Consider the following 26,061-nt stretch of genomic DNA (forward strand, 5'->3'; position numbering starts at 1 on the left):
TGTACTTGGTAGGACGGATACGCTTTTATTCGTACATTGAATCCAGTATAAATTTTTTGCCATATAATAATCCAGATACCAAAGTTTGCTTACTTTGGACTCTGCGTTTAGCTTGAGCGATTGATTATTTTTTAAATGCTCCCTAACTTCTTCAATGCTCAGTAAATTGTTGTTGTCGTCCATCACACATGTACCATGGGAAGGATCCATCCACAGCCATTTTTTTAGAGTTTCAGCATATACGCTATTGATCACATGGCAATCAGTATCTTTGTCGTCTTTTGGCATGCATGTAACATAGCGTTTAAATCCCATAGCGAGGTACATTTCATTTAACGTCATCGCTTTGTGCCGACAGTTGATACCCTTTCCCGTTGCCTTGTGGTAGTTGTAAAAATCAATTGCGTCAAATTCACATAGCGCCCAATTGCTGCCGTCATATTTAATGTTATTTGCCACGAAAAACATGATATTACGGATTTTGGAAATTTCGTCGCCATTACCAGCTATCGAGTCCAGGTTGAAAAAATTTTTTACTGCTAATAAATTACGATCGCTCGCTACCTCGTAGGTAAATATCGGCAAAGAGTCAATATTTGCTGAAACGTATCCTCCTGATTGCTGCAACAGGGTTAATTTATCGTATTGTTTCAGTTGGACCAATGCTTTTACAAATTTGCTTTCCTTTCGAATATTATCTAGATCGTGATCATTTAAAGCATTACGATAGTCGGTATATCCCCACAAAATTGCCTTTTCAAAACTTGAAACAGCTTGTTTTTTTTGATTTAGTAATGATTGTAAACAAGCAAGGTTGTAGTTTATATTCGCATTGATTTCACTTATTGTAGTTTGATATTCCTGCTTTTCTTTTTCAGATAGCTGTAAGCTGCCCATTTTGGCCGATATGGCATTTAATACTGTGGCTGCTTTTTGATAATCCTTTGCCGGGTAATAATTATTATATTCCTGTTCTAAATTCTTAAAGTCTGAGAGGAATTTATGCCATGTCATCGAAGCTGTCTGCGCGGATACACAGGTGGTCAATAGCATGAAAAGAAGGAGGTTAAATAATAGTTTCATTGGAAGTTTTTAGTTAAAGTAAATAGTTTTATTTTATCAATGTCAACTGTAATTTTGTGTTTGAAAAGCTTTGTCCTACGATTTTATAAAATAGATTTTGCTTTAAGACAGTTATGCCATGTGGAATATTACATCTGGCTCGTAAAATATTATCCAAATACTTTTTAAATAATTATCGCTTAATTCGCTGTGATCGAATGTCGTCTTTAATACATTTAAGCGCTGCGCGAGTAGGAGGATGAATATTAAGCGGAAATTATCTGGAAAATGCAACAAAACACGTGTAGAGTTGTTTGCATTTTGAATGATATTATAAGGGATTAATGATTCGTCATATGAAAAAGATATTTTATGTGTTTCTATTTATCCTGTCCATGATGAAAGTTTATGGTCAGGGGCATTACAACGGTTCATCGTTTAATCCCAACGATTATTTTGCTCCGCATGAAGGGTTGATTATACCAGTATGGTATGGTTATGCCAATATGAATTATTTCAATGGGCAGGGTAAAAAGACAGATCAATTGATTAATCCGGTTCCTGGAAATCCTACTACTTTACAAATTGAACAAAAGGTGATCACGCATTCTTTTATCCTGATGGCAATTTACGGAGGAAAGGGGAAGATGTTGGGCGCCAATTGGGGACTGATGGTTATTCCGACAGTAAACAGTCCTACCGCCAATATTGCGTTGGACTACTATTCGCAGCAGACAGGTCCTGGAAGATATGTTTTTACCAATAAGAGTTTAGGATTTGGCGACATGTATGTACAGCCAATCTGGTTATCATGGAAGCAGGGGAAGTTTCAATATGGATTAAATTATGGCCTATGGGCGCCAACTGGGAAATACGAGCATGGTAGTTTAGATAATGGGGGGCATGGATATTGGTCACATAATATCCGTGGTGCTCTTAAATATAAACCAAATTCCAAGATCAATTTAAGTATTGCTCCTACATTAGAAATCAATCAGTGGCAAAAAAACACTGACTTTAAAGAAGGAAGTCATCTTACTTTTGATTTAGGTGGTTCATATCTACTGAATTCTCGGGGAGATGAAGTAGGGCTATTTGGTAACTATTCAAAACAAGTATCCGATGACAAGGGAACAGAAGGAAGTTTTCTTTCTGACCAAAATGCGGGAATAGGTGCATTCGGATCGTATTGGGTGGTACCTTATAAAATCGGTATAATGGCCCGAGTAACGCAGAATTTTGCAACCGAAAATAGATTTGGTGGGATTGCTTTTCAAACGGGTGTAAATTTCCTAATACCGGAAATATAACTCAGAGGATGCTATAAAACGCGGCTTTTGTGTTTGCTTGGAGCTCCTGTAGGCGAAATGGGTTAACTATTGGTTCTCCAAAAATAGTCGTAGAATATTCCCCTTGTTTATTTGAAAGCCTTCAAAAATTTCAGTCCATAATAGTGGAATATCATTGATCAATGTACAGAGTACTTTTTCTGCAGGTGAATGCAGAGGTATTGTAATACTGTAATTTTCCAAATTGACGGTTTTATAATTTTTGTTGTGATAACCAGAATTAAGCTTTAGTATCCAACTCAAACTTGACATAGGATAAGTATTACCAAATGTATTATAAGTACTTTGGTGAACGATAAAATTTAGATGACGCGATAATATAAACTCATTTATATGCTAAGCACGCCCATTTTCTATAACCATTAAACATTAATATATTTTTTGAGTACTTCGAGAAGGTCTGCCCGCCGTATTGGTTTGGGAAGAAAGTTGTTCATTCCGGATTCAAGACATTTTTCTTTTTCTCCCAGCACATTTCCGGCGGTAACACCTATGATCGGGATGTGTTGATATCCTGACAGCATTCTAATATGTTGTGTCGCCTCAATACCACTCATTATCGGCATTTGTACATCCATAATAATAAGGGAAAACTGCTTTTTCCTGCATTCTTCCAAAGCTTGTAAACCGTTTGCAGCTTCCGTTAAATGTATGTTGGGAGCTAGAGACTTCATTATCCTATTGTTCAGGACCATATTTACTGGGTTATCATCAACTAAAAGCACATCTAGTTCTCGTGCAAATGCATGTGAATCTTTCTCTGGCTGATCCTGGATAATTTCTAATACAGTACTTCTGTCTACCTTTTTTAGGGTTTTGTATAGATCATGTGATTTTATAGGCTTCAACAGCAAATGTGTATTTTCTATTTTCCTAACCGAAGTAAGTATATCCAGGTCTTCCGAAGAAGAAGAAAGTACTATAAATGGAGCGATCTCCTTTCGCAGATTTAACAAGGCTTTTATTTTCTCAATTGTTTCCAACCCAGACATGATAGGCATATGATAATCCATCAAAATCACATCAAACCGCTCACCCTTCAACATGATATCCAGTGCTTCCATTCCGTTAGAAGCCAATGTGGATTTGATATTTTTATAGGTAAGCATGTGTTCAAGGATGACCCTGTTGCTTTCATTATCATCTACCACTAATGCCGTTTTAATAGCCGTTTCATCTTCTTCCTTCCATTCAGACTTTTCGTATGGAACCGTGAGATCGAAGAAAAATACAGATCCGCTGTCTATCTCGCTGTTTAGAGATAAATGACTCCCCATATAGCCCAAGATATTGTTTGAGATCGTTAGCCCTAGTCCCGTACCGCCAAATCGCTTGCTGATTGAACTGTTTTCCTGCGTAAAGGCATCAAAAATATATTTCTGTTTCTCAACAGGAATGCCGATTCCTGTATCTCTTACCGAGAAACGCAAAGCAATCGTATGATCATCCATGCGCAATTTCTCTACTTTTAGTTCGATCTCACCCTTTTCTGTGAATTTCACAGCATTCCCTAGCAGATTGATCAAGATCTGTTTTAACCTGGCTTCATCAATAAAAAGTGTTTTCGGGAGGCCCGGCTCAACGTTGAGAAGAAGTTCGATGTTTTTTTTCTGGGATTGATAAAGAATCACGTTGATGACTTGACTTAACATATCATACACGTCACTTTTTTCGATCAAAAGTTCCATTTTTCCGGATTCTATTTTAGAAAAATCCAGTATATCATTGATAATGCTGAGCAGGTTTTCTCCTGATTCGTTGATGTAATTCAGATATTGTGTTTGTGTTTCATTCAGCGGTGTACGGAGGAGGAGGTCTGAAAATCCTATAACTCCGTTCAAAGGCGTACGGATCTCATGACTCATATTGGCCAGAAATTCGGATTTTGCCCTGCTGGCTATATCCGCAGTTTCCTTAGCGCTTTTCAGTTCTTCGTTTATTTTTACGGAATTTGTAATATTCTGTATGGAAATAATTATACCTCCAACCTCATCTTTTGTAAGATACCATGGCCCGACTTTAAGGTCGTAATGCTGAATTTCTTCTTTACCTTCCACCTTTACCGCAAAATCCCCATCGGTGTACGTTTCTCCCAAAAGCGCATTCCTGTAAATTTTTTTTCTTTCTTCTGGAATATTAGGCGATATTGTAAATAGATTATTGCCGATAAGATCGACATTATTCATATTAAATTCATCTCGCCATCTACTACTTACAGCAATGTAGTTAAGGGCTTTGTCCAACATTGCCAATGGAATAGGAACATCGGTGGCAAAGGACTGCATCATAGCCTCCTTCTCGGCAACCTCTAGAAACATTTTTTTGAAGGCATCAATGTCCTGAATAATTCCAAAAACCCTGTGGCATATTTCATTTTCAAATTCGGGAATACCCTTTATCCTTACCCAAATCGTAACGCCGTCATTACGCAGGAGTTGCAGCTCCTCATCAAAAGAAATTCCTTGTTGTACTGCTCTGTCAAATAGATATTCTATTCGCTCTCTATTTTTTCCTTCGTAAAATCCAAGGGCATTTTCAAAAGTTGGTTGGAAATTAATGTTAGTTTTATGAATTTCTCGCACACTTTGAGACCAAGTGAGCTTTCCGCTTTTCATATTGACTTCCCAGCCTCCCACTTGCGCAACCGCACTTGTTTCCTCGAGCATTTCCTTCGTATAAAACAGATCTTTTTCCAACTTATCTCGGCGAATTATGTCAGATTTCAATTGAATATAGACGAAAATGGTGACACCAATTGCTGCAACTGCAGAAAATATAATGAACAAAACGGTCCGTTTGGTGGAGTTATTCAGATCTTCATTTTTTAAGGCAAGTTGAACTTCTCCGTGTTTTACAAATTCTTGAACGAGCATTCGACATTTATCCATGGTTCGCTTGTTTTGCTCAAGCTCTTCTGGGTTCATTACTAGACCCTTTTTACGATTATTAATCAGCGAGACATAGTCTTTCATCAGCAGGTCTGAGTTCTGCCGCAGTTCATGAAAGATATTAATTTGGAGTTTATCTTTAAGATTAAACTTGTCTTGGTCAGCAATAAGCAGGGGATATTCTTTCACGCCTTTATTCAACGGTTCAAGAAATTCTTCCTTGCCGGTAAGCTGGTAACCTCGATTGCCAGTTTCAGCATTTAACAACGTGTTTAAAATATCCTTTATTAAACTGATAGATTCCTTCGTTTTTAAGAGGCTTTTCCTGCTTTCCATCTGCTTATTTATGCTAATATAAGAGGCTATAGAACCTGTAATCAGCAGTATCAAAGAGAGCATTACCCCGATCTGAAGATTTCTAATAATTTTTTTTGTCATGGGATAGTTGTTTGCTGTTAAGATACTAAAAAAGTAAATAATTACCTCAGATTTCCTATTGAATACTTTGAATAATAATCCAAGGTGGGCAATGTTACTATTGGCGTATATTGTACTGTTAAGTTGTTATTTTCAGATATTTAATTCGATCATTAAGCAAGTGGAAATGATATTTCAAAACAACGGGACTACCAGATAATAAATCATAAAACATGAGGTAATCTGGAGATTGATAGGTAAAAATAGCGTGCGATTATTTATTATTAGAGATTAAAACAATTTACTATTCAATTTAATCTATAAAAAAACGGCCGAATATAGGTTCGACCGTTACTCAGGAAAAGCTCCCGAACATGGGCATTACTCCAATCTTTTTAATCTGAACAATAACTGTTGGACAGCTTCTTGCGCATCATCAATAATGGATTGTGAGAAGTTTTCCTTAAAAAGTCCTTCTCGTTTGTTTTCAACTTGCTTGTAAAAATCCTCAATGTATTTGATGTAATTAGCCGGTTTTGACGTTTGGGGAATCACGATATCAAGTGTACCTTCCAATGAAAAAGTGGTTTCCACCAGTCTGTCTGTAATATCAATAAGAGACTCAATCGCTTGGTCTAAAGAAATATGAGCCTCATAGCTCCCTTTTCCTGTTATCGACCAATGGGTCAGCTTCAATGCGTTTCTGAATGAAATCATTTCACCTAAAAAGTTCGCAATTTCCTGTTTTGAGTTCTGTTGTTTTTTTGCCATGATATTTTACTTTATTTAAGTCACATTTTTGATTATTATAACAACAACCTAGCGGTCAAAGTTTCTAATTTATTAGAAAAACCGCTAGTGATCAAGAAATCAAGGATATCCGGATTTTCGACTGTATAGTTTTGTGTGCCAGTAGGGCCTACCCAACGAAGTCGGACGAAATTAGGAGATTGTACTATACTTTTAACTAGCCAATACGTCGTGAATACTGGATGTAATTTCATTTAAATCAAAAGGTTTCGCAATAAATCCGTTTGCGCCAAGTCCTTCGGCAACATCGCGACCATCTACACTGGCGGATAGAACAAGGATAGGTATATTTTTGATTTCGGGTGTATTGCGTATGATTTTAATCAGCTGGTCGCCCGAAAGCACGGGCATCCAGAGATCCAATAACAAAAGATCTGGCTGATATGCTATGAGCTGTTTGGTCAGATTTGTACTGTTTGTTTCGCTTAAGACCTGGTAACCCTCCAGATCCAAGAATAATTCCAGCATCTCAACAATGCCTTGGTCATCGTCACAGATCATTATTTTCTTACTTTTCATCGTTTTCTGTCCTCATTATTGGTAATGTGAAATTAAAAGTAGAACCTTCTCCGGGTTCGCTTTCTACCCAAAGGGTTCCGTTGTGATGCGTTATGATCTCGTGCGAAACATACAGTCCAATACCTAATCCCGGAAATTTCTTTTGGGTATGGCCGGCGCGAAAGAAGCGCTCAAATATTTTTTGCTTGTCGACATTTGCTATTCCCATGCCATAGTCTCGTACAGAGATCTTGACAAAATTGGCAACCCTGTGAATGGCAACGTCGATTCTATTTGAACCCGGTGAATATTTGATCGCATTGGACAACAGATTATTGATTACCTGAATAATTTGTAATTCATCGCCGCTAACTGTAGCATCTGTGGAGCCTAATAGGTTTATTTTGTAACCAGGTACACCTACCATTATATTGTCAATGGCTTCCCGAATTGTATGATCTATGGCAAATGGCTCCATGTGGAGCTCAATATGGCCAGACTGTATTTTTGAGGTGTCTAGTAATTTAGTAATCAATATATTCAGTCGATCTATATAGGCCGAAATTTTATCCAGTGTACTGACAAATTTATTGTCGGAATGGTCTATACTAAGTCGTTGCAGAATCTGTACAAGCCCCTTAATGGTCGTTAGGGGCGTCTTTAGTTCATGACTAGCGACGGACAAAAAATCGTCTTTACGTAGATCCTGTTCTTTTTTCTCGGTGATGTCTTCAATGGCGATCAGGATACGGTCTTTATATTGCCCTTCAAACTCTATGCGATAGGCATTTAATAGCATCACTTTGCGGCCGATATGCGGAAATACATGTTCTACTTCGTAATCAATTACGGGATTGCTGGTTGGTAAAATATGCGTAAGAAGTTCCTTCAAGGAGGGGATATCCCATTGCTTATTGCCCAGATCAAACAATAATTTTCCTACAGTCTCTTCTGAGGAGACGTGAAATGATGTTAAAAAATGTTTATTTGCACTCAGTACAATATAATTGCCATCGAGTACTAGAAGACTTTCGCGAACCGTTTCAATCATGCTCGAAAGGAAGCTTTCCTTCTCCTGCAATTCTTTGGTCCGTTGCTGTATTTTGATCTCAACATTGTTTTTTTCCTCCCGAAGTTCATGTTCGGCCTTTTTACGCGAGGTAATATCATTTTGAACACCAATAAAGTGCGTCACCTGGCCGGCCTCATTCTTCACAGGTGAAATGAAAAGCTCATTCCAAAAAAGTGTTCCGTCTTTGCGGTAATTGCGAATTTCGATCTTACATTCTTCACCATTTTTGATACAATCTTTGAGGATGTAGCGTTCAGGTTGAGAACGATCCTGCGCTTGCAAAAAGCGACAATTGTGACCGATAATTTCATCGTGTGAATAACCACTGATGTTTTCAAAGGCCTTATTGCAATAGATAATCGGATTATCATGCTGCAAATTATCGGTGATAATAATGCCTGAATAAGCAGAATTTAAAGCCTTAAGATATATATTTAATTCATTAATGCCTGACGCACGTTTTCCCATATAGTGTTGTATTCCAAATATTGTTGTCCAATTTAATCTATAAAACTAAAACCAATGAAAAACAGCCTGTTTTTTTTGAAAAACACGTATAAATCCGCGTTAGGAGTTTAGCTAGCATGTGGTATTGTACACCAAACAACATAAACTGAGCGTATTTGAAACACGCTCAGTGGATAAATTGAGATGTAAAATGATTTCGCTTCCATTATTTAATAAACAGCCAAAAGAACTAAAGACAATTACTATCTTTGTATTAAAATTAGTCAATAATCGTAGTGATACTGGCTTGAGTAAATTGTAGATGTTCATATTAATTTCACATTTGAAAAGTAGAATTCTATGATAGTACCCACTTCCAATTACGTCGAGGGGGAGGAAATTTGAGGATATAATTATCCTAAGATCGGCTTGGGGAAGCTATGAACCTGAAAACACCGAATAGAATGTCACATCGTAGAAAATTATTCTTCATTGGAATAACATTATGTCTTTCGTCAATTCTAATGTTATTATTTGGCGTTGGAATGTTTGCTTCGAGAGGTGATTATAGCTCATTCATAATAGAATTATCAGAATTTTGCTTCATATCTTGGATTCCATTTTTAATAGTTGGAATTTTACTTGTATTAGTGTCAATTATTTTAAGTGGATTTCAATCTTCCAAAATAAAAAAAACATAAACAGGTTGGCAACATAGCATTCGGCATATATGGATGATTCTTTGAGTCCGTATAGTTTTTTGACTTCTTTCTTTTTCCTAACTACGATAGCTAATTTTTCTTTTTCCAACTTGAAAAAATGTAATTGACAGCTGTTGCTAGGAAGGTTAACACCCAAATAATTAATGAGTAAAATAGTACCACTAATGATGCTCCACCTTGAATATCAGCAGGATCTATATAAAGAAAAACATTAGCTATAAGGCTAATACACACAATAAATATCAGTCGAACTTTTTCTCCGTTGCCAGCTGCTAAAATTCGATAGATAATATAGGAAAATAGAAGTATATATAATGTATATACCATTGTAAATTCATGATCTATGGGAAACATAATAGCTCTTATTTAGTCTTCTGGTACCATATCCTAATATTGCCTAAAATATTACTTACAAATTTGTTAGTAACATACATTCAGCGGTGTATTATAGTAAATGTATGACTTCTATTTAATTTTACTTGAAATTTTGATAGCCTATCAAAAAAACTCTCGGAATACGCGTGATACCGGGAATGATTTTCTATAAAAACATAAATCATAGTAAAGAAATGAATACAACTAAATTGACTCCTGAAATAACTAAAATAATTGAAAACCTGAACAAGCTTCATGTGTTTGACGGCATAAATTCATTAGATATAAGCCGCAAAGGATATGAGACAATGGCCGTTCAGCTCAGCGGCAAAAAAGAAGCAGTGAAAATGATAGAAGAATTTAATATTCGTAGCAAGAATCACGAAATTCCTGTGAGAATATACCGACCCAATGAAATTATAAATGAAAAATCACCGGCTATCGTTTATCTTCATGGCGGTTGGTTTATTTCGGGAAGTTTTGAGACGCACGATGCTATTGTCCGTCAATTGGCCAACGCTACGGGTTCTGCCATTGTTTTTGTCGACTATCGACTGGCGCCAGAGTATCCTTTTCCGGCTGGTTTCGATGATGCTCAATCAGCGACTGAGTGGATCGTTAATAATTCGAACTCTTTAAACATCGATAAAAATATGATCGGAATTATTGGCGACAGTGCGGGGGCAGCTTTAGCCGTAGGAGTTTCGACACGGCTTGGTGAGCATTTGAGGTTTCAGGTGTTGATTTATCCGGCAGCTGATAATCAATTAAATACACAGTCATGGAAAGACTATGAAAATGGTCCGATTATTAATAAAGAGGAAGGAATAAAAGCCTGGAATTGGTATCTAACCGACCCAAAAGATCAACAGAACCCCATAGCAATTCCTCTTTTGATTAAAGATTTTAAAAATACGCCTCCGACGTTGATTTTATTGGCTGAACACGATCCTTTGCGGGATGAAGGAAAACAATTGGCAGAGAATATGAAAACCTCCGAAATACCAGTCAAAATTACTCATTACAAAGGGATGGTCCATGGTTTTTTGCATATGGGAGCTGTTTTAAGAGAAACAAGAGAAGCTTTTCGGGACATCGCAGCATTCACAAAAGAAAACTTAAAATAATCTTCCGAAAAGTTACTTCAATATAGGGTGAGGTATTTCTGCAACCATCCTCCTCGAGAGCACACGATCGATTTGCCAGTTCTGAACAAACTTCTCTGGACTGTCCTGAAAGCTTAATACATTGTAGCAAAAATTTCGTCTGTGGATTTGATTAAACGATTTTAGGTTGTCCATTGTTCTCAGAATAACTGCACAAAAACAGTACAAAAAAGGTTGAAAACGTAAAAAGCAAAATATGAATGGATTTAATAAAAATATGTTGGGCGGATTGATCGGTGCGCTCGTACTCAATGTGGTCCATAGTGCTGCCAAGAGATTCGATCCCAAAGCACCAGAAGTGGATAAAGTGGGCGAAGAAGCGATGCAGAAAACAGTGCGCTTTGCTGGATTTAAACCGCCAAAGGGTAATGCACTGGTGGCGGCAACTTTTGGGGCAGATGTAGCTTCAAATGCCATGTTATATACCCTCATCGGATATGGAGGTCAGAAAAATATGCTGCTCAAAGGAGCGCTGCTCGGAACAGTAATTGGCCTGGCAACACTGACTATTCCTGAACAGGCCGGACTGGATGCCAAGCCAATAAAAAAGACTGATCGTACCAAGTTAATGACCGTGGCCTGGTATGTGATCGGAGGAGTGGCCGCTGGTCTAGCCATGAAAGCGATGAGCAAGAATTAAGAAAGATTCGAGTTGATAGACTTATCAGATTGCATTGTTCAATGCATGCTCCTTTAAGTGCCAATCTAAAATGAAAAAACATCTTTTTTGATCTAGATCATCGTTTTAAGCCGTCGGAAAAATAGAAATTTGAATAGCTTTCAATAAGGGAAGTCTATCAGATTAAAAGTAATTATGGAAATAGGAATAGATAGTTTTATCGCTACCGGAGCATATGATGGTGGGTTGAGTTCAGCGGAAAATATAACAGCAATGGAAGCCCTATTGTCAAAGATAGCGTTTGCAGATCAGGCAGGCTTGCATGTCTTCGGGCTCGGGGGAACATCATAGAAAAGAATTTTTAGATGAATCACCAGCAGTTATACTGGCTGCAGCGGCCGCTAGAACTCAGCATATCCGTCTAACGAGTGCGGTTACTGTACTGAGTGCGGCGGATCCGGTAAGGGTATTTCAGGAGTATGCAACATTGGATATTATTTCTAAAGGGCGGGCTGAGATTGTAGCCGGAAGAGGATCATTTATTGATGCTTTTCCGTTATTTGGGTTCAACACGCAAGACTATGATGCACTATTCGAGGAGAAAGTCAAATTGCTTCTAGAATTACGTGATCATGAAACAGTAACCTGGAAGGGAAAATTCCGGGCAGAGCTGAAACAACAGGCAGTATATCCGAGGCCGGTGCAGGAGCAACTCCCTGTTTGGATAGGAGTGGGAGGCACGCCACAATCATTTATTCGAGCCGGAATACTGGGGCTCCCATTAATGGTAGCCGTCATCGGCGGTGAAACCCATCGGTTTCGGCCTTTGATAGATTTATATTATGAGGCCGGACAAAAAGCCGGACATCCTCGGGAGAAGCTTAAAGTAGGATTACATTCACTCGGTTTTGTCGCGGATACAACATCAAAGGCTAAAAATCTTTATTTTCCGGGGTATCAGGAAATGATGGGCAAAATTGGAAAGGAGAGAGGCTGGTCGACGCCAACGCGGGAAATGTTTGAGGCCCAAGCTGAGCCGACTGGCGCCTATGTTATTGGCAGTCCCGAAGAAGTTGCAGAAAAGATATTGCGACATAGTGAGGCATTGGGTGGTATCTCAAGATTTACATTTCAGATGGATAACCCAGGACTGAGCAAGGAAGATAAATTCAGAGCTATTGAATTAATCGGAACAAAAGTAATTCCCATGGTAAATCAATCCTGATTATTTTTTGACTGCCCGGGACCTGATTCTGCTCAGCGTTTATTTGGTAATACCTAGATAAGATGCAATCAGCTGCTGTGGAAATCGCTGTGTAAATTCAGGATAGCTATCAATGAGCATATTATAACGTTCTTCAGCAGTCATACTTAGGGCAGCATTTATTCTTTTTTGGCTTGCATAAGAATAATTTTCATCCAATAGGCGTGTAAGTTCATTCATGATTGGAAGAGAAAATACATTTTCTGCGGCATTTTTTGTCAATACAAGCAAATCAGTATCTATACAAGCTTCAATATAGAAGGCGGAGGGTGTGATTTTTGCAAAACTTTCACGGTCACCGACCCACCAGCCTTCAATATAAAGACTCATGATGTGCTCGGTACCTTTAGCGTCTATACTGTATTTTTTCATAGCACCTTTGACAAGGAATCCCATGTTATTACTTATGTCACCTTCCTGCAAAAATGTTTGACGTTTTTTGATTTTACGGTGCACAAAATTATTTTTTAGGATCCCGATTTCATCTAAGGTTAGGGGGCTGGAGACCCGCGAATTGATGTAGTTGATTAAAGTATCGTACATTAGTCGTTGTTTTACCTGATACAAAAGTAAATATACCTACTTTTATTTTTTATGTAATTTTTAGTTTGGATGCTTCGGCTGTTGATCGACTTTTCTAAAATTGTTTTATATTCCTTAATCTTAGCAGCCGATGGTATCCTAAATTTTAAATCCGTTTGTACCGTAAGGTGGCTCCGAAAATACTTCATTCATGTGAGAAGGGATATTCCTGATTGAGTCGCCCCAAATAATGGATTGACCAAAAGCATACGATAGCAGGCCTGTTAAACAGACCTTTTCTTGTGGGCATCAGATAGCATCAGATAGGAATTATCCGTCTCACCAACAATTTTGAAACCCACGTTTAAGTATAGTTTTTTAACCTGATTGGTTTTTAAGACACTTAATGTGATCGATTTCTCTGTTTCAATAGCTTCCTTTATCAAATCATTCAATATTTTCCTACCGACCCCTTTACCTTGGTAGTTGGGTGTGATCTGAATTTGTATCAGATCAATATTATCGTGTTGTCTATCCACTTTTAAAAGCCCAATAGGAATGTCTTCCATTTCAATTATTAAGGCATGTTCAAATTTATAATCAATCCTTCGTAAATGCGCTTTTTCTGAGATGGGTAATGAACTGGCAATTAAATGCGGAGTCATGGTCTGTTTTCTGAGGTCCAGCAGAAACTTGAGGTCAGTTTTTAATGCGCGTCTGAATTTGATCTCTAATGTCATTCGTTCGTAAATATAAATATACAAGTCGGAAATTATCTCGGTAAGGGGACAGCAAAAAATATATTCGCTATTTCGATTAATTTTATAGCTGAAGCCTACACGTAATCTGCAAAAACTTCACTCTTCCAATATCTTTTCTCGATTCTCCTGACATTTTCGACATTTTTAAATTTCTTTAAATAGGAAGCCAGTAGGAGTAGCTCGCCATCGTTAGTATTTCCTACAAATTCAACTATTTGGATTGCATTGCTATAGTTCAACATTGATTTTTCAGCCGTATCATCAATAATAAGCGTTTTTTCCAATAAGAAGCCTTTGCGTTTTACTTTGGATAACCTTTTTACGTAATAGTATTCATCAGTCACACTCATTCTTTTTTTTGTCGTGCGCGATCGTCCCCAGATAAACTCAAAATTGACAGCGGCTGGTTTTATTTTATCAACGAGTTCCTGCACGTAACAATCATCCGCAGAGCTCCAAATGGCCAGCTTAAAATCTCCAGCCATCTCTGTTAAAAAATAGGTTAAATTTGGACGGACATATACATAATATGTCCCAATAATAAAGTCTTCCTGCTGTATCAACTTATTTTTTGTCGCGTACAACAATGTTTCGTCCAAATCCAATACCAAAAGAGTTTCCTTTATACTATTCATACAGGTGCATTTGCGATATTCTGACCTTAATTTCAAGTTGCTCGAAGTTTGTCCGGCCCATTGTTCTCTAGCTTTCCCAATATGGCTGGCCAGTAGACTATTTTCCTAAAGCTACAGTTGGACTTTTCTAATTGATAGGGGATATCTACATTATCCTGTATCCATATCGCTTACTTTCGTTTATTTCTATGAGAATATCAACTAAATATATGAAAAAAGAATGCACAAAAAACCATGTTACATTTATTTGTACTTACAATTTCTTACACTGGGCGCTTATGATTCGAATGGTTTTGTGTAATTTACTTCTTTGCTAATATCTTAAGGCAATTAAAGTCAAGGATGTAAATTTTATAAAACCATTAAATGACTGAACCAATACTAGCGTTATATATCAAAAAATGGAATCTTACACGAGAAGGAGCAAGTTTTAGAACAAATTCAAGCTTATTACAACCCTGTGTTTATGACGGATTAAAAGCAATGCTCAAAATTCCATTTATAGAAGAAGAACTTCGTGCGTCAAAACTTTTGCAGTGGTGGGATGGTAAAGCCGCAGCCAAAGTTTTAAAAGTAGATTCTAAAGCCATTCTACTCGAGAGAATAGAAAATGAAAATAATGTATCATTGATAAATTTAGTAAAGCAGGGCCAAGACAACGAAGCAACTCGTATCATTTGCCAGACCGCTAATAAGCTCCATAGTTCTCAAGGAAAAGAATTACCCCCTTTAATTTCTCTAATGGATTGGTTTGCCCCACTTTTAAACGAAATAAATTTCTCCGATGAAATTTTAAAAGAGTCTGCTTTAGTAGCAAATAGATTACTTTCTAACCAAACTGAACTCTGTGTGCTTCACGGAGATTTTCACCATGAAAACATCCTTTATTCGGATGTTAACGGTTGGTTAGCAATAGATCCAAAAGCATTATATGGCGATAGAGCCTTCGACTTTGCAAACATACTGTGTAACCCTTATAAAGAAGTCGCTTTAGATAAAGATCGACTAGTTAGACAAATTGAGGTAATTGGCCAAGAGACCAATATTGATTTCCATAGAATGCTAGACTGGGTAATCGCATGGGTAGGCTTATCAGCAATCTGGATAGAGGAAGATCATCTGGACGCCAGTTTACCGATACAACTAGCCAAAATTGCGTTGTCAGTGAAAAAATAGATTATGATTATTGGCGTCTTATAAAGATAAAAAACAATGTATTTTTCTGGGACTCATCGCTAAAATTTCTATTGACTGACTCAATATTTGGATGACCCTCATTGCGTCTTCAACGTTTATCATAACACACTCTGGAACCCAGCAGAGATGCCTCGGATGATCTATGCAGTGAAATCCGATAATCTGAAATGCTTTTCCTTCTTTTGAAAATTAGTAATTCACCACCGAATTCTTTTAAATTGCTCTCCAATTGGGGTTGGTTTAAAATTGATTGAGAGACACTTTCCTGAATAAAAACATAACCGTTAAAGTCTTTCTGAATATTTATGAACGAAAAAAGATTGTCTCGCGCTAAAGTTTGAATGGACAAGGTAATTTCATTCGATAAGCTTTTGCTGTAATTTTCAGTATGATAAAAAGGAAGTGGTACTTCCGCTTCTTGATCCAGGTTACAAAAATTTACCACTGTACAGCGAATCATAATTTTCTGCTCACGGATTTTAAATAGGGGGCTATGGATATTGTCAATACCTTATTTTTATTCTTGAATAATTGGGAACTGTAATGGAATAAACTATAAAAGTTATTACTATGCTTGGTGCTTAAATCTGAACAAAGTCTTATGAAATCAATTGGAAAATTTCTTCAACGGTTGGTGGTTGCTGCCTTCATCGTTGTCATCGTTTTTTGGGGTAATAGTTACCGTTATTTTATTTATGCGCTGGTATGCTCTTCTTTGCTTTATTTCCTTTTACAAAAAATAGTCCTTAGCAAATTAGGTAACAGACATGGTCGGGAAATCCGCTATGATGTGAATGGAAAACGCATAACGATGCAAGGTGGCAAGCGCGTGGCGTTTGGGATCCTATTGGTAGCAGTTTATATTTTAATAATTTCCCTTTTTTCTGTAAGTCCATCTTTGGAACGTAAAGAGTTTGCGCTGACGCATCCGAGCTGGGCTGCTACAGCACCCGCTATTATAAACTTCGAGTCTAAAATACAAAGAGGAAAGACAAAATATGCGTATTTAAGTATCGAATACCGGTATACTGCGAACGGACAGCTGTATTTGCGGAAATTAGATAAGGCGGAAAAGCGCTATGCATTTTTACCTGTTATGGGCCAGCGACGTTTTGAAGAGATGCGGACTGAACTGTTTGACAGAGCAAAGAGAAAAATATCCGATAAGGAATACATATTGTTTTACAATCCACAAAATATTGAACAGCAAAAGTTTTTTCTTGCAGACGATTCTTTTTATCTGCAAGGATCTTGGCTATGCGATATATTATTTGTCTATTTATCATTGTTCGTATTTATTGTAATTATAGCGTTTCTGTTTAAAAAAGACTATAATAACAGGATGAAAAAATCTAATTCGACCATTCATTATTACCGTCGTACAGATTATTATGAAAACAGATAAAGTTTTTTGCAGTTTCATAAATACTGAATTTTCTCACAATATTTAATACCACAAAGTAATTGTTTTATGAGTGCAGAATTTATAAAGCTGGGGGTCGTTTCCTATAATAAATCTTCTATCATTTTAATTTACCGATAAAGCCATTTTTTTATCCATTTCGTATAGTTAGGCATAATGACATAGACCATTAATGCAACGACAGCGCAAGATATAAACAGTGAATCAACCAACCGGATGGAAGGGAATCATAGCCTTTTTAATATAGGAAGCAAAATTTTCGGAATTACTATTGATAAAGGATAAATAGCCGACCATGTTACCAAAAATTGCTTCCAGCGCACCGGAGGCTTCATCGTGCTATTTTCTGAAGTAAATAAAAAATCAAGCCCCGTTTTAATGTAATAATTATCATCTTTCGCCAAAAGGGGACGGATTTTTTCAATCAATTGTTTTCTATCGTCGGATTGCATCCAGTGTTTCAAATTACTTATCGTATCAAACCGAATGATGACTGTATACAGGTAAGTTAGCCCCTGAATCGGACGAATGATCAGCCAGTCGATAAGTCCTCTTGCATTTCTACAAAGCGGTCCTATCTCATTCAGCCATCGCTCATAATCATGATCCCTTCCTTCTCTGATATGGTGAGAAATTACTACTGTTGTTCCATTAGTTCCCATAAAGCTAGCGTTAAAATGAATGATTTAAGAATTTCATGCTACGGTTTATTTGTACTCCCTAAACATTGTCAGATTGCCTATTATCATTATCGTCCAAATACTTCTTCAACTTTATTCCGCCATTGATGGCTTGTCTGGCGTTCCATCTATCTTCGTATCATTGGGAGATAGTACTGAAGAGCTTTTCTATTTGCTCCCTGTCACAGTCAAGGATCCAGTCTCTATGTTTTTCGTAAATTGGTCGCAGTGCTTCAATATCAGTGGCGACAACATCAAGACCTCTGTCGTCGTACATATTTAAAATAAGTTTTTTATTGATATTTATAAAGTAAATCTCTTTATTCGAAATTATGTGATTATTCTCTAACCTCGGGAATCTTGAAGGAAAGTCCTGATTTGCAATTGCCAATAATACGGCCTTATGATTTATTCTGCCTGAAGTCAGTTTAATAATACCGATATCAGATTTATCGCGGGGATCATAATGCCCTATTTCTTTCAGAAAAAATATTTCATCTGCATGGAGATTCTGAATTTGTTTAAATATAAAGTTCGAAAATCGAATTTTCCTGCGTTTGTATTTGTAGTCCATTAAAACTAGAAAAACTTATCACCTTGCATCTAATATTAGAAAGAGTTTTTGGATTGATTAATAAATTTAGCGCGAATTATCTAAGAGCTCAAAAGTAATCACTCCGATATGATACTTTCTGAATTGGTCGATTAATGGAATACATGATTCATCATATGCAATATGTGATAAGTTTTTAAAAGTTAATAATTCAATTAGAAGATTGGGAATATCAATAACATGAGCATTTTTAAGAACCAGTGTCTTTAGGTTTTGTATTCTTAGGTTGGTCAAACCAATTAAATCAAAATGATCCAAATACAACAAACTCAGATTTTCAAGATCATTTATCCACAGCGGGATCTCATAAGGACTATTTTCTTTTACCCTTCTACTACTGTAATCACCTGTTAAAAATAGTCTTTCAAGCAGGTAAAGGCTTTTCACATGTTCGTTTGGCAAGGTATTTTTGTCAAATTTAACCGTGGTTATAAGGCAAAAGGGGATATTATAAATTCCTAATAAGATCGTTTCTCCTTGAAAAAATAGTACTGATCCATTTTTTTCATCACCCCAATTGACATGAAGCATACCACTTCCCTTAATGATGCTTCTTCCTTCATTGTTATCTTTTTCCATGCTGACTAAATATGGGTCTTACAACCGTCAGGTCATCGTTTAATTTCTTTTGCCATTCAACTATACTATGAATATCCTTTATTTTAAAATCCAATATATGTAATTTTATGAAGAGCTGAAAATTTGAGAAAGCCACCCGAACCTATAGTGCAAAGTATGTGTCACTTCTGCCACTTGATGGGTAATGATCTTTCCTTAATTGGAGATTTGGATACCGTTGATTATCCGTTTCGAAAACTGATGACCATTCAATTTAGGCAATTCTGACCGAACTAAAATAGAAGCGAGAGGTCTCAATGCCCGAAATTTCCACAAAGCATTTATTTTCTAATTTGTTGAATTGCGTATATTTGAGAGCTATGTATAATAATACCAAGACACCGTGACAGTAGTAGAAAATTATAAAGCTGAACTCGAATTAGTCCGACAGAACCCAAAACTCTTGGACAATTATCGCTTTGACAAAGACGCTATAGATTCAAAACACTTTGACCGATTAAGACTCAATATTGCGATTTACAATGACCTTAAACAGACAGACTATGAAATCGTAAAATTTCTTTTTGCAGAAGAGAAGGAATGGCGAAAATATGGAAAGGGCGGTGAAGTTGATAATTTATATTTCTGTGCCTTCATACTGACACTTTTCAATTCATCAGAAATTGTTTGGTTGTTCTTTGAAGCTAAAAATATTGATTTTGACAGCGGAATCGGATTTGATAGCGAATATTTGGTTTCGGCAGGAATTAAAGAAACTTACCGATATTTAAAAACAGCGGACAACCCAAAGAAAACTGAACTGTTAAAGTATATTGGAGAAGCTGAAGAAAGTTGTATTTATTCGCAAGTAGACATTGACGATTGGAAAGAATACAAAAAGTCCTATTTCAGAAGTTACAAGTTACCAATTCAAGACGAGCTGTATTTTCTCTATTCGACAAATGAACGGGAACTATTTTTGAAGAAACTACCCGAATGGATCAATCAAGAAAGAGCGTGGACTTATGAAGAACTAAGTTTATATAGGACATACGCGAAATATACAAACGACAAGGCTTTAGAGATTGAAGCGTTTAAATTGACACTCAAAAAAAATGATAAAGATTTTCTAACCGAAATCTACTATCAACAATTGGCAGCGTTATATGTTGAGACCGGTGAAAATACCAGAGCTTTTGAAATCCTTGAGAGCATAATAAAAGCAACAGATAACAGCAATATTGTACGAGATTGTATTGAACAACTTTGCAGAATAATTATTAGAACAAACAACTCATTAGAAGAGACATCTAAGAACTCATATTATATTATAAAAGTTCAGCATAAAAAGTACAGAAACTTTTCTCCGATGGTGGAAGGTTTAATTTTGGACGTGACAGAAATAATGAAAGAGGGAAAAATTGCTGCACCTAACAACAGCTCGCCCAAATCAAGGCGGACGTGGTGGAAGAAATTATTCGGCTCTGAATATTAGAAGAATCCGCGAAGACTCTTGTCTAGTAAGCGCATATTGTTTATCGCTTGACCAACATAGGTGCACTGATGTAAATAACTTAATTGAAAAATCAAACGACTCAGGAATAAAATTAGACAGGGAGACTCTTAACCACATTGTAGCAACAAATTCTAAAAAGAGATTTGCATTTAATGATACACTTGATAAGATAGGAGCAAGTCAAGGATATTCAGTAGAATTTGAATTAGGCTACACAAATCAAAAACGACTTACAGGTGACCAGGGATTATTGACCACCGGGTTTTGTATTTAAGTATGAGAAGGCTTTAATTGAAGATAAGGCAAAAACGATAGCGCAAATGTAGATAGCTGCCAAACCTTTCAGACTTTAGCTTTGTTCACTTTATGGATGAATCGGTTAAACTCTTTCGCAAAATGCCGATTACCTCCATTTATCAATAAAGGTTATAAAAGATTACCGAAACTTTAGGACTTTGCCATTTGCACTGACCCTTACACATTTTGGAAATCAGCTATGTCTGTCATTATTTTAAAAAATGGTATGAAAAAAGCAGCAAGTAAAAAGATTCGACCGTTGCAAAAGCAAAAGCGACCCGGATTAGAAATAAATATGACACCAGTTCCTGACACTTCGCCGTTAAAGTATCCTGCAGAAGGAAAATTGAAAAATAAGGTAGCATTAATTACGGGAGGAGATAGTGGCATTGGGAAAGCTGTAGCTTTGTTATTTGCGAAGGAGGGAGCTGATATTGTTATTGCCTATCTTAGTGAAACAAAAGATGCAAAACAAACCCAGAAAGAGGTTGAATCCTTCTCAAGAAAATGTACGCTGATTAAAGGTGATTTGGGAAAAGAAAATCACTGTAAAAAAGTAATTGAATTTACGATAAAAACGCATAAGAAAGTTGATATTATCGTTAATAACGCGGGGCTGCATTGGGAAACAGAATCAATTGAAAAAATTACCACGGAACAGTTAGACAAGACTTTTCAGAATAATTTCTATTCCTATTTCTGGATTACGAAGTATGCCATGCCTTATCTTAAGAAGGGGGCAAGTATCATTAATACATCCTCGGTGACTGCATATCGAGGCAGTCCAAAGTTGATCGATTATTCTGCAACAAAAGGTGCAATAATTTCTTTTACACGAAGCTTGTCAGCAAATCTTATGGATAAAGGAATTAGGGTCAATGCTGTTGCGCCCGGTCCAGTATGGACTCCATTGATAGCATCTTCATTTGATCCTAAAAAAAACTCCGAATTTGGAAGCGACTCCCCAATGGGAAGGGCAGGAATGCCAAATGAAATTGCACCAAGCTTTCTATTTCTAGCTAGCAAAGATTCACATTTTATGAGCGGTCAAGTTTTACATCCCAATGGTGGCGAAGTCGTCAATGGTTAGCCACCGAATAAGTCACAATCAGATCTGCAAGTCGTCTATCGACATATGGTTTTCAGTTTTTCAAAATGTTCTCTAATATGGGGTGACTGTCCCGCCAATGGATGAATGGCTTGAGCCAATTAAATTTGTGAACAAATTTAACTTTACAGTCTTAACTATTTTGGTGAATTAATAAGTGGTTTATTTGTAGGTGATTATTGTGTTTTGCCTCAACTTTTATCACCAAACTATCATCCTTTGCTGGATGTTCTTCGTGGGGGGGGACTTGATTTCAAAACGCCAATTGTTATCGATTAATGTCTTTTGGGCTATTTCAAATTTCCGAATAATAGTTTGTGGATGTTTATCCAACATTTCTGTTTTTAACTGTATAGAATCAACTGAAAAGACAAATATCATGCTATCATCATTAAATCTATAATTCGAAGGAGAGTCCCAATCATCCATAACAGAGAAGTGGGTTGAATCGTTCGGTTTAATAAAATAATATTGTCTCAGCTGTTTATCAACTTTACCATATTCACTAAAATATATTTTAGCATTATTGGTGGAGGAATCCTTTGTAAGGTAAACGCAAATATCTTTATCTGTTTTATTGATTACACTTAATCTTGAATCAATTCTATCACAAGTGGAGATTTCGATACTGCTGACCATCCGAATTCGAAAATTCATGACCATTCAATTCGGAAAATTTTGACCATTAAAATATTATGCTGAGAAGTTTAAAATCCATTTTTGCTTATTTTATGGTTCCTATTTATAGTGGTCAATTTGCGTCGGAATTGCATGGCCCTGATGTCCGAAATCTACACTTTGTCATCCAATGTATTTCCAATGTATAAAGAAGGAGTAAAGCCGGAAATTTTTGGCATTTTGTATAATACACTATTGGAAGAAAAACTGGGAGATGAGGGCGTAATGGATCTCATCCTTCTAGGAATGGGAGGGGATGGACATACCGTGTCATTGTTTCCGGGAACCAAAGTAATTGAAGAAAAAGAAAAGTGGGTTTCAGCTTATTATCTTAAAGCGCAACAAATGTATAGGATCACCCTAACTGCACCATTTTTAAATAAAGCTAAAAAGATAGTTGTTATTACTTTTGGTGAAGGTAAGTCAGGTGCATTGAAAGAGGTTCTTGAAGGGGAGGATGATGTCGCACTTTATCCTTCACAATTATTGGTTCCTACTAAAGGAGAACTTTTATTTTTGGTTGATGAAAATGCCGCAAAATATTTGAACGGTAATGTTTAATTTTATAAGTAGTTAATGATTATGATTACACATCATCTAAAAGACATACAGCATAATTCTGAAAGGGCCATCACGCCCTTTCATATTTTTGATTTAGATAAAGAGGGGTTGGACCAATATCGGGAACCCCATACAAAAGACCACTTCTGTCTTTTATTCGTTAAGAAAGGAAAGATGAAAATGCAAGTCGAAGATAGGAGATACGATGTCACTGAGAATAGTATCTGTGTTATATTTCCCGGTCAGCTGTCATCAAAAGAGCAGATCAGCGACAATTTTGAAGGCAAAATGATTTTATTTGATGAGGTATTGTTTTGTTCAGATATTCTAAAGAACGAATTAAGCATTTACAATCATAATATTTCGGTTAAACTCAATCATATTGAATTGCCTTTAGCGGAAACAAATGAGGTACAATTGTTATTGGAACAGATTGAAAAATTATATCATGATCTTACTTCTGTCAAGAAAGAACAAGCCCGATTCTATATAAAAATAACATTGTTGAAGCTGGTTGAATTTGTTCATACAAAATGGGATAAAGATAAACTAACAAATGAAGACACCAAGCTTTATGGAAGATTTTTGGAGTTATTGGAGCGACATTATAAAACGGAACGAACCGTTAGTTGGTATGCGGAAAAACTATTGATTTCACCAAAAAAATTAAATGAAATAACGAAAAAGACAGCGGGATTGACCTCTATAGAAACCATTCACGCAAGAATTATGAATGAGATCAAGCAACTGCTACTGCTTTCCAATTATTCGCATAAAGAGATTGCATTTGAGCTAGGATTTAATTCCCCCGCGGCCCTGAATAAATTTGTCCGGGCAAAATTGGATGAAACGCCAACAAACCTACAGCAACAACTGGCGCAAATGTATAAGACATAGACTTGACTTGGTAGCAAATACAGGTATGAATTGAAGTAGGTTTGTACTATAAATTTTAAGTATATGTTACCAACAGTCAAATTAAAAATACACAGGCTTTTCAGAAGCTTGCCGCACATTTTGAGGAAACAGGACAAGTGCAGATCCAGGATTTATTCTTGAAAGATCCTAAGCGTTTTTCTTCTTTTTCCATTCTTTGGAATGATATTCTGTTTGATTATTCAAAAAATAGAATTACAGCGGAAACTCTTGATCTATTGTTTGAATTGGCAATTGAAGTCAAATTACCGGAAGCGATTGAGAAGATGTTTTCCGGTGATAAAATTAACGCTACAGAAGGCAGACCTGTATTGCATACAGCATTACGCCAGCCAAAAGATGCAGTTGTTCTTGTCAATGGAACGAACGTTATTCCACAAGTTCATGAAGTGCTTGAGCAGATCAAAACCTTTACTGAAGATGTACTTTCAGGCACATGGAAAGGATACCGGTAAGGAAATTACAGACGTTGTCAATATCGGTATAGGTGGCTCGGATCTAGGTCCGGTAATGGTCACCGAAGCATTAAAAGCATATAAGACACATTTGAATATGCATTTTGTTTCAAATGTAGACGGCACAAATCTCTCAGAGGTATTGAAAATTGTGAATCCCGAAACAACACTGTTCCTTATTGCCTCCAAGACTTTTACAACCCAGGAAACTATGACGAATGCGCATACTGCCCGTACATGGTTCATGGATGCCGATGGCCAAATTCAAGATATAGAAAAACACTTTGTGGCATTGAGTACCAATGAATCAGAGGTAAAAAAATTCGGAATCAATCCTAAGAATATGTTTGTTTTCTGGGATTGGGTCGGTGGAAGATATTCATTGTGGTCAGCAATTGGTTTGTCTATCAGTCTTGGAATATGTTTTAATAATTTCAAAGTACTATTGGAAGGCGCTCATGAAGCAGATCAACATTTTCGATACAATTCATTTGGCCAAAATATACCGGTTATCATGGCTTTACTGGGTGTATGGTATATTAATTTTTACGGTGCTGAAACATTGGGGATATTTCCTTACGATCAGTATATGCATCGTTTCGCTGCTTATTTCCAACAGGGTGATATGGAAAGCAATGGTAAATATGTTGATCGTAATGGAAACACGGTGGATTATCAAACAGGGCCTATCGTATGGGGGGAGCCCGGTACCAATGGTCAGCACGCATTTTACCAATTACTTCATCAGGGCACAAAGTTGATCCCTTCAGATTTTATAGCACCGGCTCAAAGTTTAAATCCACTTGGCCAGCATCACAAAATATTACTTTCCAATTTCTTTGCACAGACCGAAGCACTGATGAATGGAAAATCAGGGGAAGAAGTTATTGCTGAATTGAAAGCTGCCGGAAAATCTGAAGAAGAAATCGATCAGCAAAAAAAATATAAAGTTTTTCAGGGAAATCGTCCTACAAATTCAATTTTGGTAGAAAAAATTACTCCTAGGTCCCTGGGGAAATTGATTGCGCTTTACGAACATAAAATCTTTGTACAGGGTGTAATCTGGAATATTTTCAGCTTTGATCAATGGGGAGTTGAATTGGGAAAACAGCTGGCCAATAATATTCTACCTGAACTTGATAAAGATACCCCGGTTGAAGGCCATGATTCATCAACCAATGGACTCATTAATCAGTATAAACTATGGCGTTAATTTAGAACTGATTATTCACCTAAATAAAATACAGTTAAGGTTGGCAACAGAAGATTTCTCTGCTGCCTTTTTGATTTTTAGGTCCAAAATAGACGGTATTAGTTTATTACAAATGTATATCGTTAGACGTGGTTTAATATGAAGCTTTTTTAAGAACCTCTATCAAAAATATTTCACAGAAGAAAGTCTATTTCATTTGTTCAGTTTGGAAAGGATCAA

The 26,061-nt window shown here is 36.7% G+C and carries 23 protein-coding genes and 2 pseudogenes; 13 read left to right on the forward strand and 12 right to left on the reverse strand.

Translation table 11 applies throughout. The annotated features are described in order from the left end of the window. A partial coding sequence (locus B3E92_RS01605) for a TPR end-of-group domain-containing protein (RefSeq protein WP_286895064.1) occupies positions 1–1,083 on the reverse strand: 1,083 nt, incomplete at its 3' end. 335 nt (positions 1,084–1,418) lie between these two features. Between B3E92_RS01605 and B3E92_RS01610 the strand changes: the two genes are divergently transcribed. Next, entirely contained in the window at positions 1,419–2,372 is a 954-nt protein-coding gene (locus B3E92_RS01610; RefSeq protein WP_286895066.1) for a transporter, read from the forward strand. Positions 2,373–2,773: 401 nt separating this feature from the next. On the opposite strand, the gene B3E92_RS01615 is transcribed toward B3E92_RS01610, so the two are convergent. The 4 genes from B3E92_RS01615 to B3E92_RS01630 form a co-directional block, all read right to left on the reverse strand. Then, positions 2,774–5,737 (reverse strand): response regulator, encoded by a 2,964-nt coding sequence (locus B3E92_RS01615; RefSeq protein ID WP_286895067.1) that lies wholly within the window; start codon positions 5,735–5,737, stop codon positions 2,774–2,776. Between the two features lie 360 nt (positions 5,738–6,097). Next, the gene (locus B3E92_RS01620) at positions 6,098–6,487 is read right to left on the reverse strand and encodes a DUF5856 family protein (protein ID WP_046672983.1); all 390 of its coding nucleotides are present in this window, start codon (positions 6,485–6,487) and stop codon (positions 6,098–6,100) included. A gap of 192 nt (positions 6,488–6,679) precedes the next feature. Further along, entirely contained in the window at positions 6,680–7,045 is a 366-nt protein-coding gene (locus tag B3E92_RS01625) for a response regulator (protein WP_070570575.1), read from the reverse strand. Then, complete coding sequence (locus B3E92_RS01630; RefSeq protein ID WP_286895069.1) at positions 7,035–8,564, reverse strand: PAS domain-containing sensor histidine kinase; 1,530 nt, start codon at positions 8,562–8,564, stop codon at positions 7,035–7,037. Before B3E92_RS01630 ends, B3E92_RS01625 begins: the two co-directional genes overlap by 11 nt. Positions 8,565–9,834: 1,270 nt before the next feature. On the opposite strand from B3E92_RS01630, the gene B3E92_RS01635 reads away from it, so the two are divergent. The 4 genes from B3E92_RS01635 to B3E92_RS01650 all read left to right on the forward strand — a co-directional run bounded on the left by B3E92_RS01635 (position 9,835) and on the right by B3E92_RS01650 (position 12,650). Further along, on the forward strand, positions 9,835–10,767 hold the full coding sequence (locus tag B3E92_RS01635; protein ID WP_286895070.1) for an alpha/beta hydrolase: 933 nt from the start codon (positions 9,835–9,837) through the stop codon (positions 10,765–10,767). Positions 10,768–11,002: 235 nt separating this feature from the next. Further along, a complete protein-coding gene (locus B3E92_RS01640; RefSeq protein WP_286895071.1) occupies positions 11,003–11,446 on the forward strand; it encodes a hypothetical protein in 444 nt (147 codons plus the stop codon). A 174-nt stretch (positions 11,447–11,620) separates the two neighbouring features. Next, positions 11,621–11,776 carry a hypothetical protein gene (locus tag B3E92_RS01645; protein WP_286895072.1) on the forward strand — a complete coding sequence of 52 codons (156 nt, stop codon included), beginning with the start codon at positions 11,621–11,623 and terminating at the stop codon, positions 11,774–11,776. After that, the gene (locus tag B3E92_RS01650; RefSeq protein WP_286895074.1) at positions 11,748–12,650 is read left to right on the forward strand and encodes an LLM class flavin-dependent oxidoreductase; all 903 of its coding nucleotides are present in this window, start codon (positions 11,748–11,750) and stop codon (positions 12,648–12,650) included. Before B3E92_RS01645 ends, B3E92_RS01650 begins: the two co-directional genes overlap by 29 nt. A gap of 39 nt (positions 12,651–12,689) precedes the next feature. On the opposite strand, the gene B3E92_RS01655 is transcribed toward B3E92_RS01650, so the two are convergent. The 3 genes from B3E92_RS01655 to B3E92_RS01665 all read right to left on the reverse strand — a co-directional run bounded on the left by B3E92_RS01655 (position 12,690) and on the right by B3E92_RS01665 (position 14,607). Beyond that, positions 12,690–13,232 carry a Crp/Fnr family transcriptional regulator gene (locus B3E92_RS01655; protein WP_286895076.1) on the reverse strand — a complete coding sequence of 181 codons (543 nt, stop codon included), beginning with the start codon at positions 13,230–13,232 and terminating at the stop codon, positions 12,690–12,692. Between the two features lie 263 nt (positions 13,233–13,495). Further along, entirely contained in the window at positions 13,496–13,951 is a 456-nt protein-coding gene (locus tag B3E92_RS01660) for a GNAT family N-acetyltransferase (protein WP_286895077.1), read from the reverse strand. A 95-nt stretch (positions 13,952–14,046) separates the two neighbouring features. Beyond that, a complete protein-coding gene (locus B3E92_RS01665) occupies positions 14,047–14,607 on the reverse strand; it encodes an HAD family hydrolase (protein WP_286895079.1) in 561 nt (186 codons plus the stop codon). A 366-nt stretch (positions 14,608–14,973) separates the two neighbouring features. Here B3E92_RS01665 and B3E92_RS01670 point away from each other — a divergent pair, with 366 nt between their 5' ends. Both B3E92_RS01670 and B3E92_RS01675 read left to right on the forward strand, forming a co-directional pair. Beyond that, positions 14,974–15,783, forward strand: coding sequence for an aminoglycoside phosphotransferase family protein (locus B3E92_RS01670; protein WP_286895080.1), 810 nt, complete (start codon positions 14,974–14,976; stop codon positions 15,781–15,783). Between the two features lie 622 nt (positions 15,784–16,405). After that, positions 16,406–17,209, forward strand: a complete 804-nt coding sequence (locus tag B3E92_RS01675; RefSeq protein ID WP_286895081.1) for a hypothetical protein — start codon at positions 16,406–16,408, stop codon at positions 17,207–17,209. A gap of 245 nt (positions 17,210–17,454) precedes the next feature. Here the strand turns inward: B3E92_RS01675 and B3E92_RS01680 are convergent, their stop codons facing one another. The 3 genes and pseudogenes from B3E92_RS01680 to B3E92_RS01690 all read right to left on the reverse strand — a co-directional run bounded on the left by B3E92_RS01680 (position 17,455) and on the right by B3E92_RS01690 (position 19,099). Next, complete coding sequence (locus tag B3E92_RS01680) at positions 17,455–17,889, reverse strand: hypothetical protein (protein ID WP_286895083.1); 435 nt, start codon at positions 17,887–17,889, stop codon at positions 17,455–17,457. A gap of 157 nt (positions 17,890–18,046) precedes the next feature. Next, positions 18,047–18,484 (reverse strand): annotated as a pseudogene (locus tag B3E92_RS01685) (DUF3885 domain-containing protein); the annotation flags it as partial. 63 nt (positions 18,485–18,547) lie between these two features. Continuing rightward, on the reverse strand, positions 18,548–19,099 hold the full coding sequence (locus B3E92_RS01690; RefSeq protein WP_286895086.1) for a hypothetical protein: 552 nt from the start codon (positions 19,097–19,099) through the stop codon (positions 18,548–18,550). A gap of 382 nt (positions 19,100–19,481) precedes the next feature. On the opposite strand from B3E92_RS01690, the gene B3E92_RS01695 reads away from it, so the two are divergent. The 3 genes from B3E92_RS01695 to B3E92_RS01700 all read left to right on the forward strand — a co-directional run bounded on the left by B3E92_RS01695 (position 19,482) and on the right by B3E92_RS01700 (position 21,981). Beyond that, the gene (locus B3E92_RS01695) at positions 19,482–20,573 is read left to right on the forward strand and encodes a hypothetical protein (RefSeq protein ID WP_286895087.1); all 1,092 of its coding nucleotides are present in this window, start codon (positions 19,482–19,484) and stop codon (positions 20,571–20,573) included. Beyond that, positions 20,500–20,868 carry an RNA 2'-phosphotransferase gene (locus B3E92_RS24320; RefSeq protein ID WP_376781297.1) on the forward strand — a complete coding sequence of 123 codons (369 nt, stop codon included), beginning with the start codon at positions 20,500–20,502 and terminating at the stop codon, positions 20,866–20,868. Before B3E92_RS01695 ends, B3E92_RS24320 begins: the two co-directional genes overlap by 74 nt. 249 nt (positions 20,869–21,117) lie before the next feature. Further along, entirely contained in the window at positions 21,118–21,981 is an 864-nt protein-coding gene (locus B3E92_RS01700) for an SDR family oxidoreductase (protein WP_286895089.1), read from the forward strand. A 219-nt stretch (positions 21,982–22,200) separates the two neighbouring features. Here the strand turns inward: B3E92_RS01700 and B3E92_RS01705 are convergent, their stop codons facing one another. After that, positions 22,201–22,656: a hypothetical protein gene (locus B3E92_RS01705; RefSeq protein WP_286895091.1), complete on the reverse strand. Its 456-nt coding sequence runs from the start codon at positions 22,654–22,656 to the stop codon at positions 22,201–22,203. A 123-nt stretch (positions 22,657–22,779) separates the two neighbouring features. On the opposite strand from B3E92_RS01705, the gene B3E92_RS01710 reads away from it, so the two are divergent. From B3E92_RS01710 to pgi, 3 genes and pseudogenes are all read left to right on the forward strand, one after another. Next, positions 22,780–23,238, forward strand: a complete 459-nt coding sequence (locus B3E92_RS01710; protein ID WP_286895092.1) for a 6-phosphogluconolactonase — start codon at positions 22,780–22,782, stop codon at positions 23,236–23,238. A gap of 21 nt (positions 23,239–23,259) precedes the next feature. Next, the gene (locus tag B3E92_RS01715) at positions 23,260–24,135 is read left to right on the forward strand and encodes an AraC family transcriptional regulator (protein ID WP_286895093.1); all 876 of its coding nucleotides are present in this window, start codon (positions 23,260–23,262) and stop codon (positions 24,133–24,135) included. 63 nt (positions 24,136–24,198) lie between these two features. Then, a pseudogene (gene pgi / locus B3E92_RS01720) lies at positions 24,199–25,842 on the forward strand (glucose-6-phosphate isomerase). Positions 25,843–26,061: the final 219 nt, after the last annotated feature.

Source organism: Sphingobacterium sp. UBA6317 (assembly GCF_002440385.1).
Classification (GTDB): Bacteria; Bacteroidota; Bacteroidia; order Sphingobacteriales; family Sphingobacteriaceae; genus Sphingobacterium; species Sphingobacterium multivorum.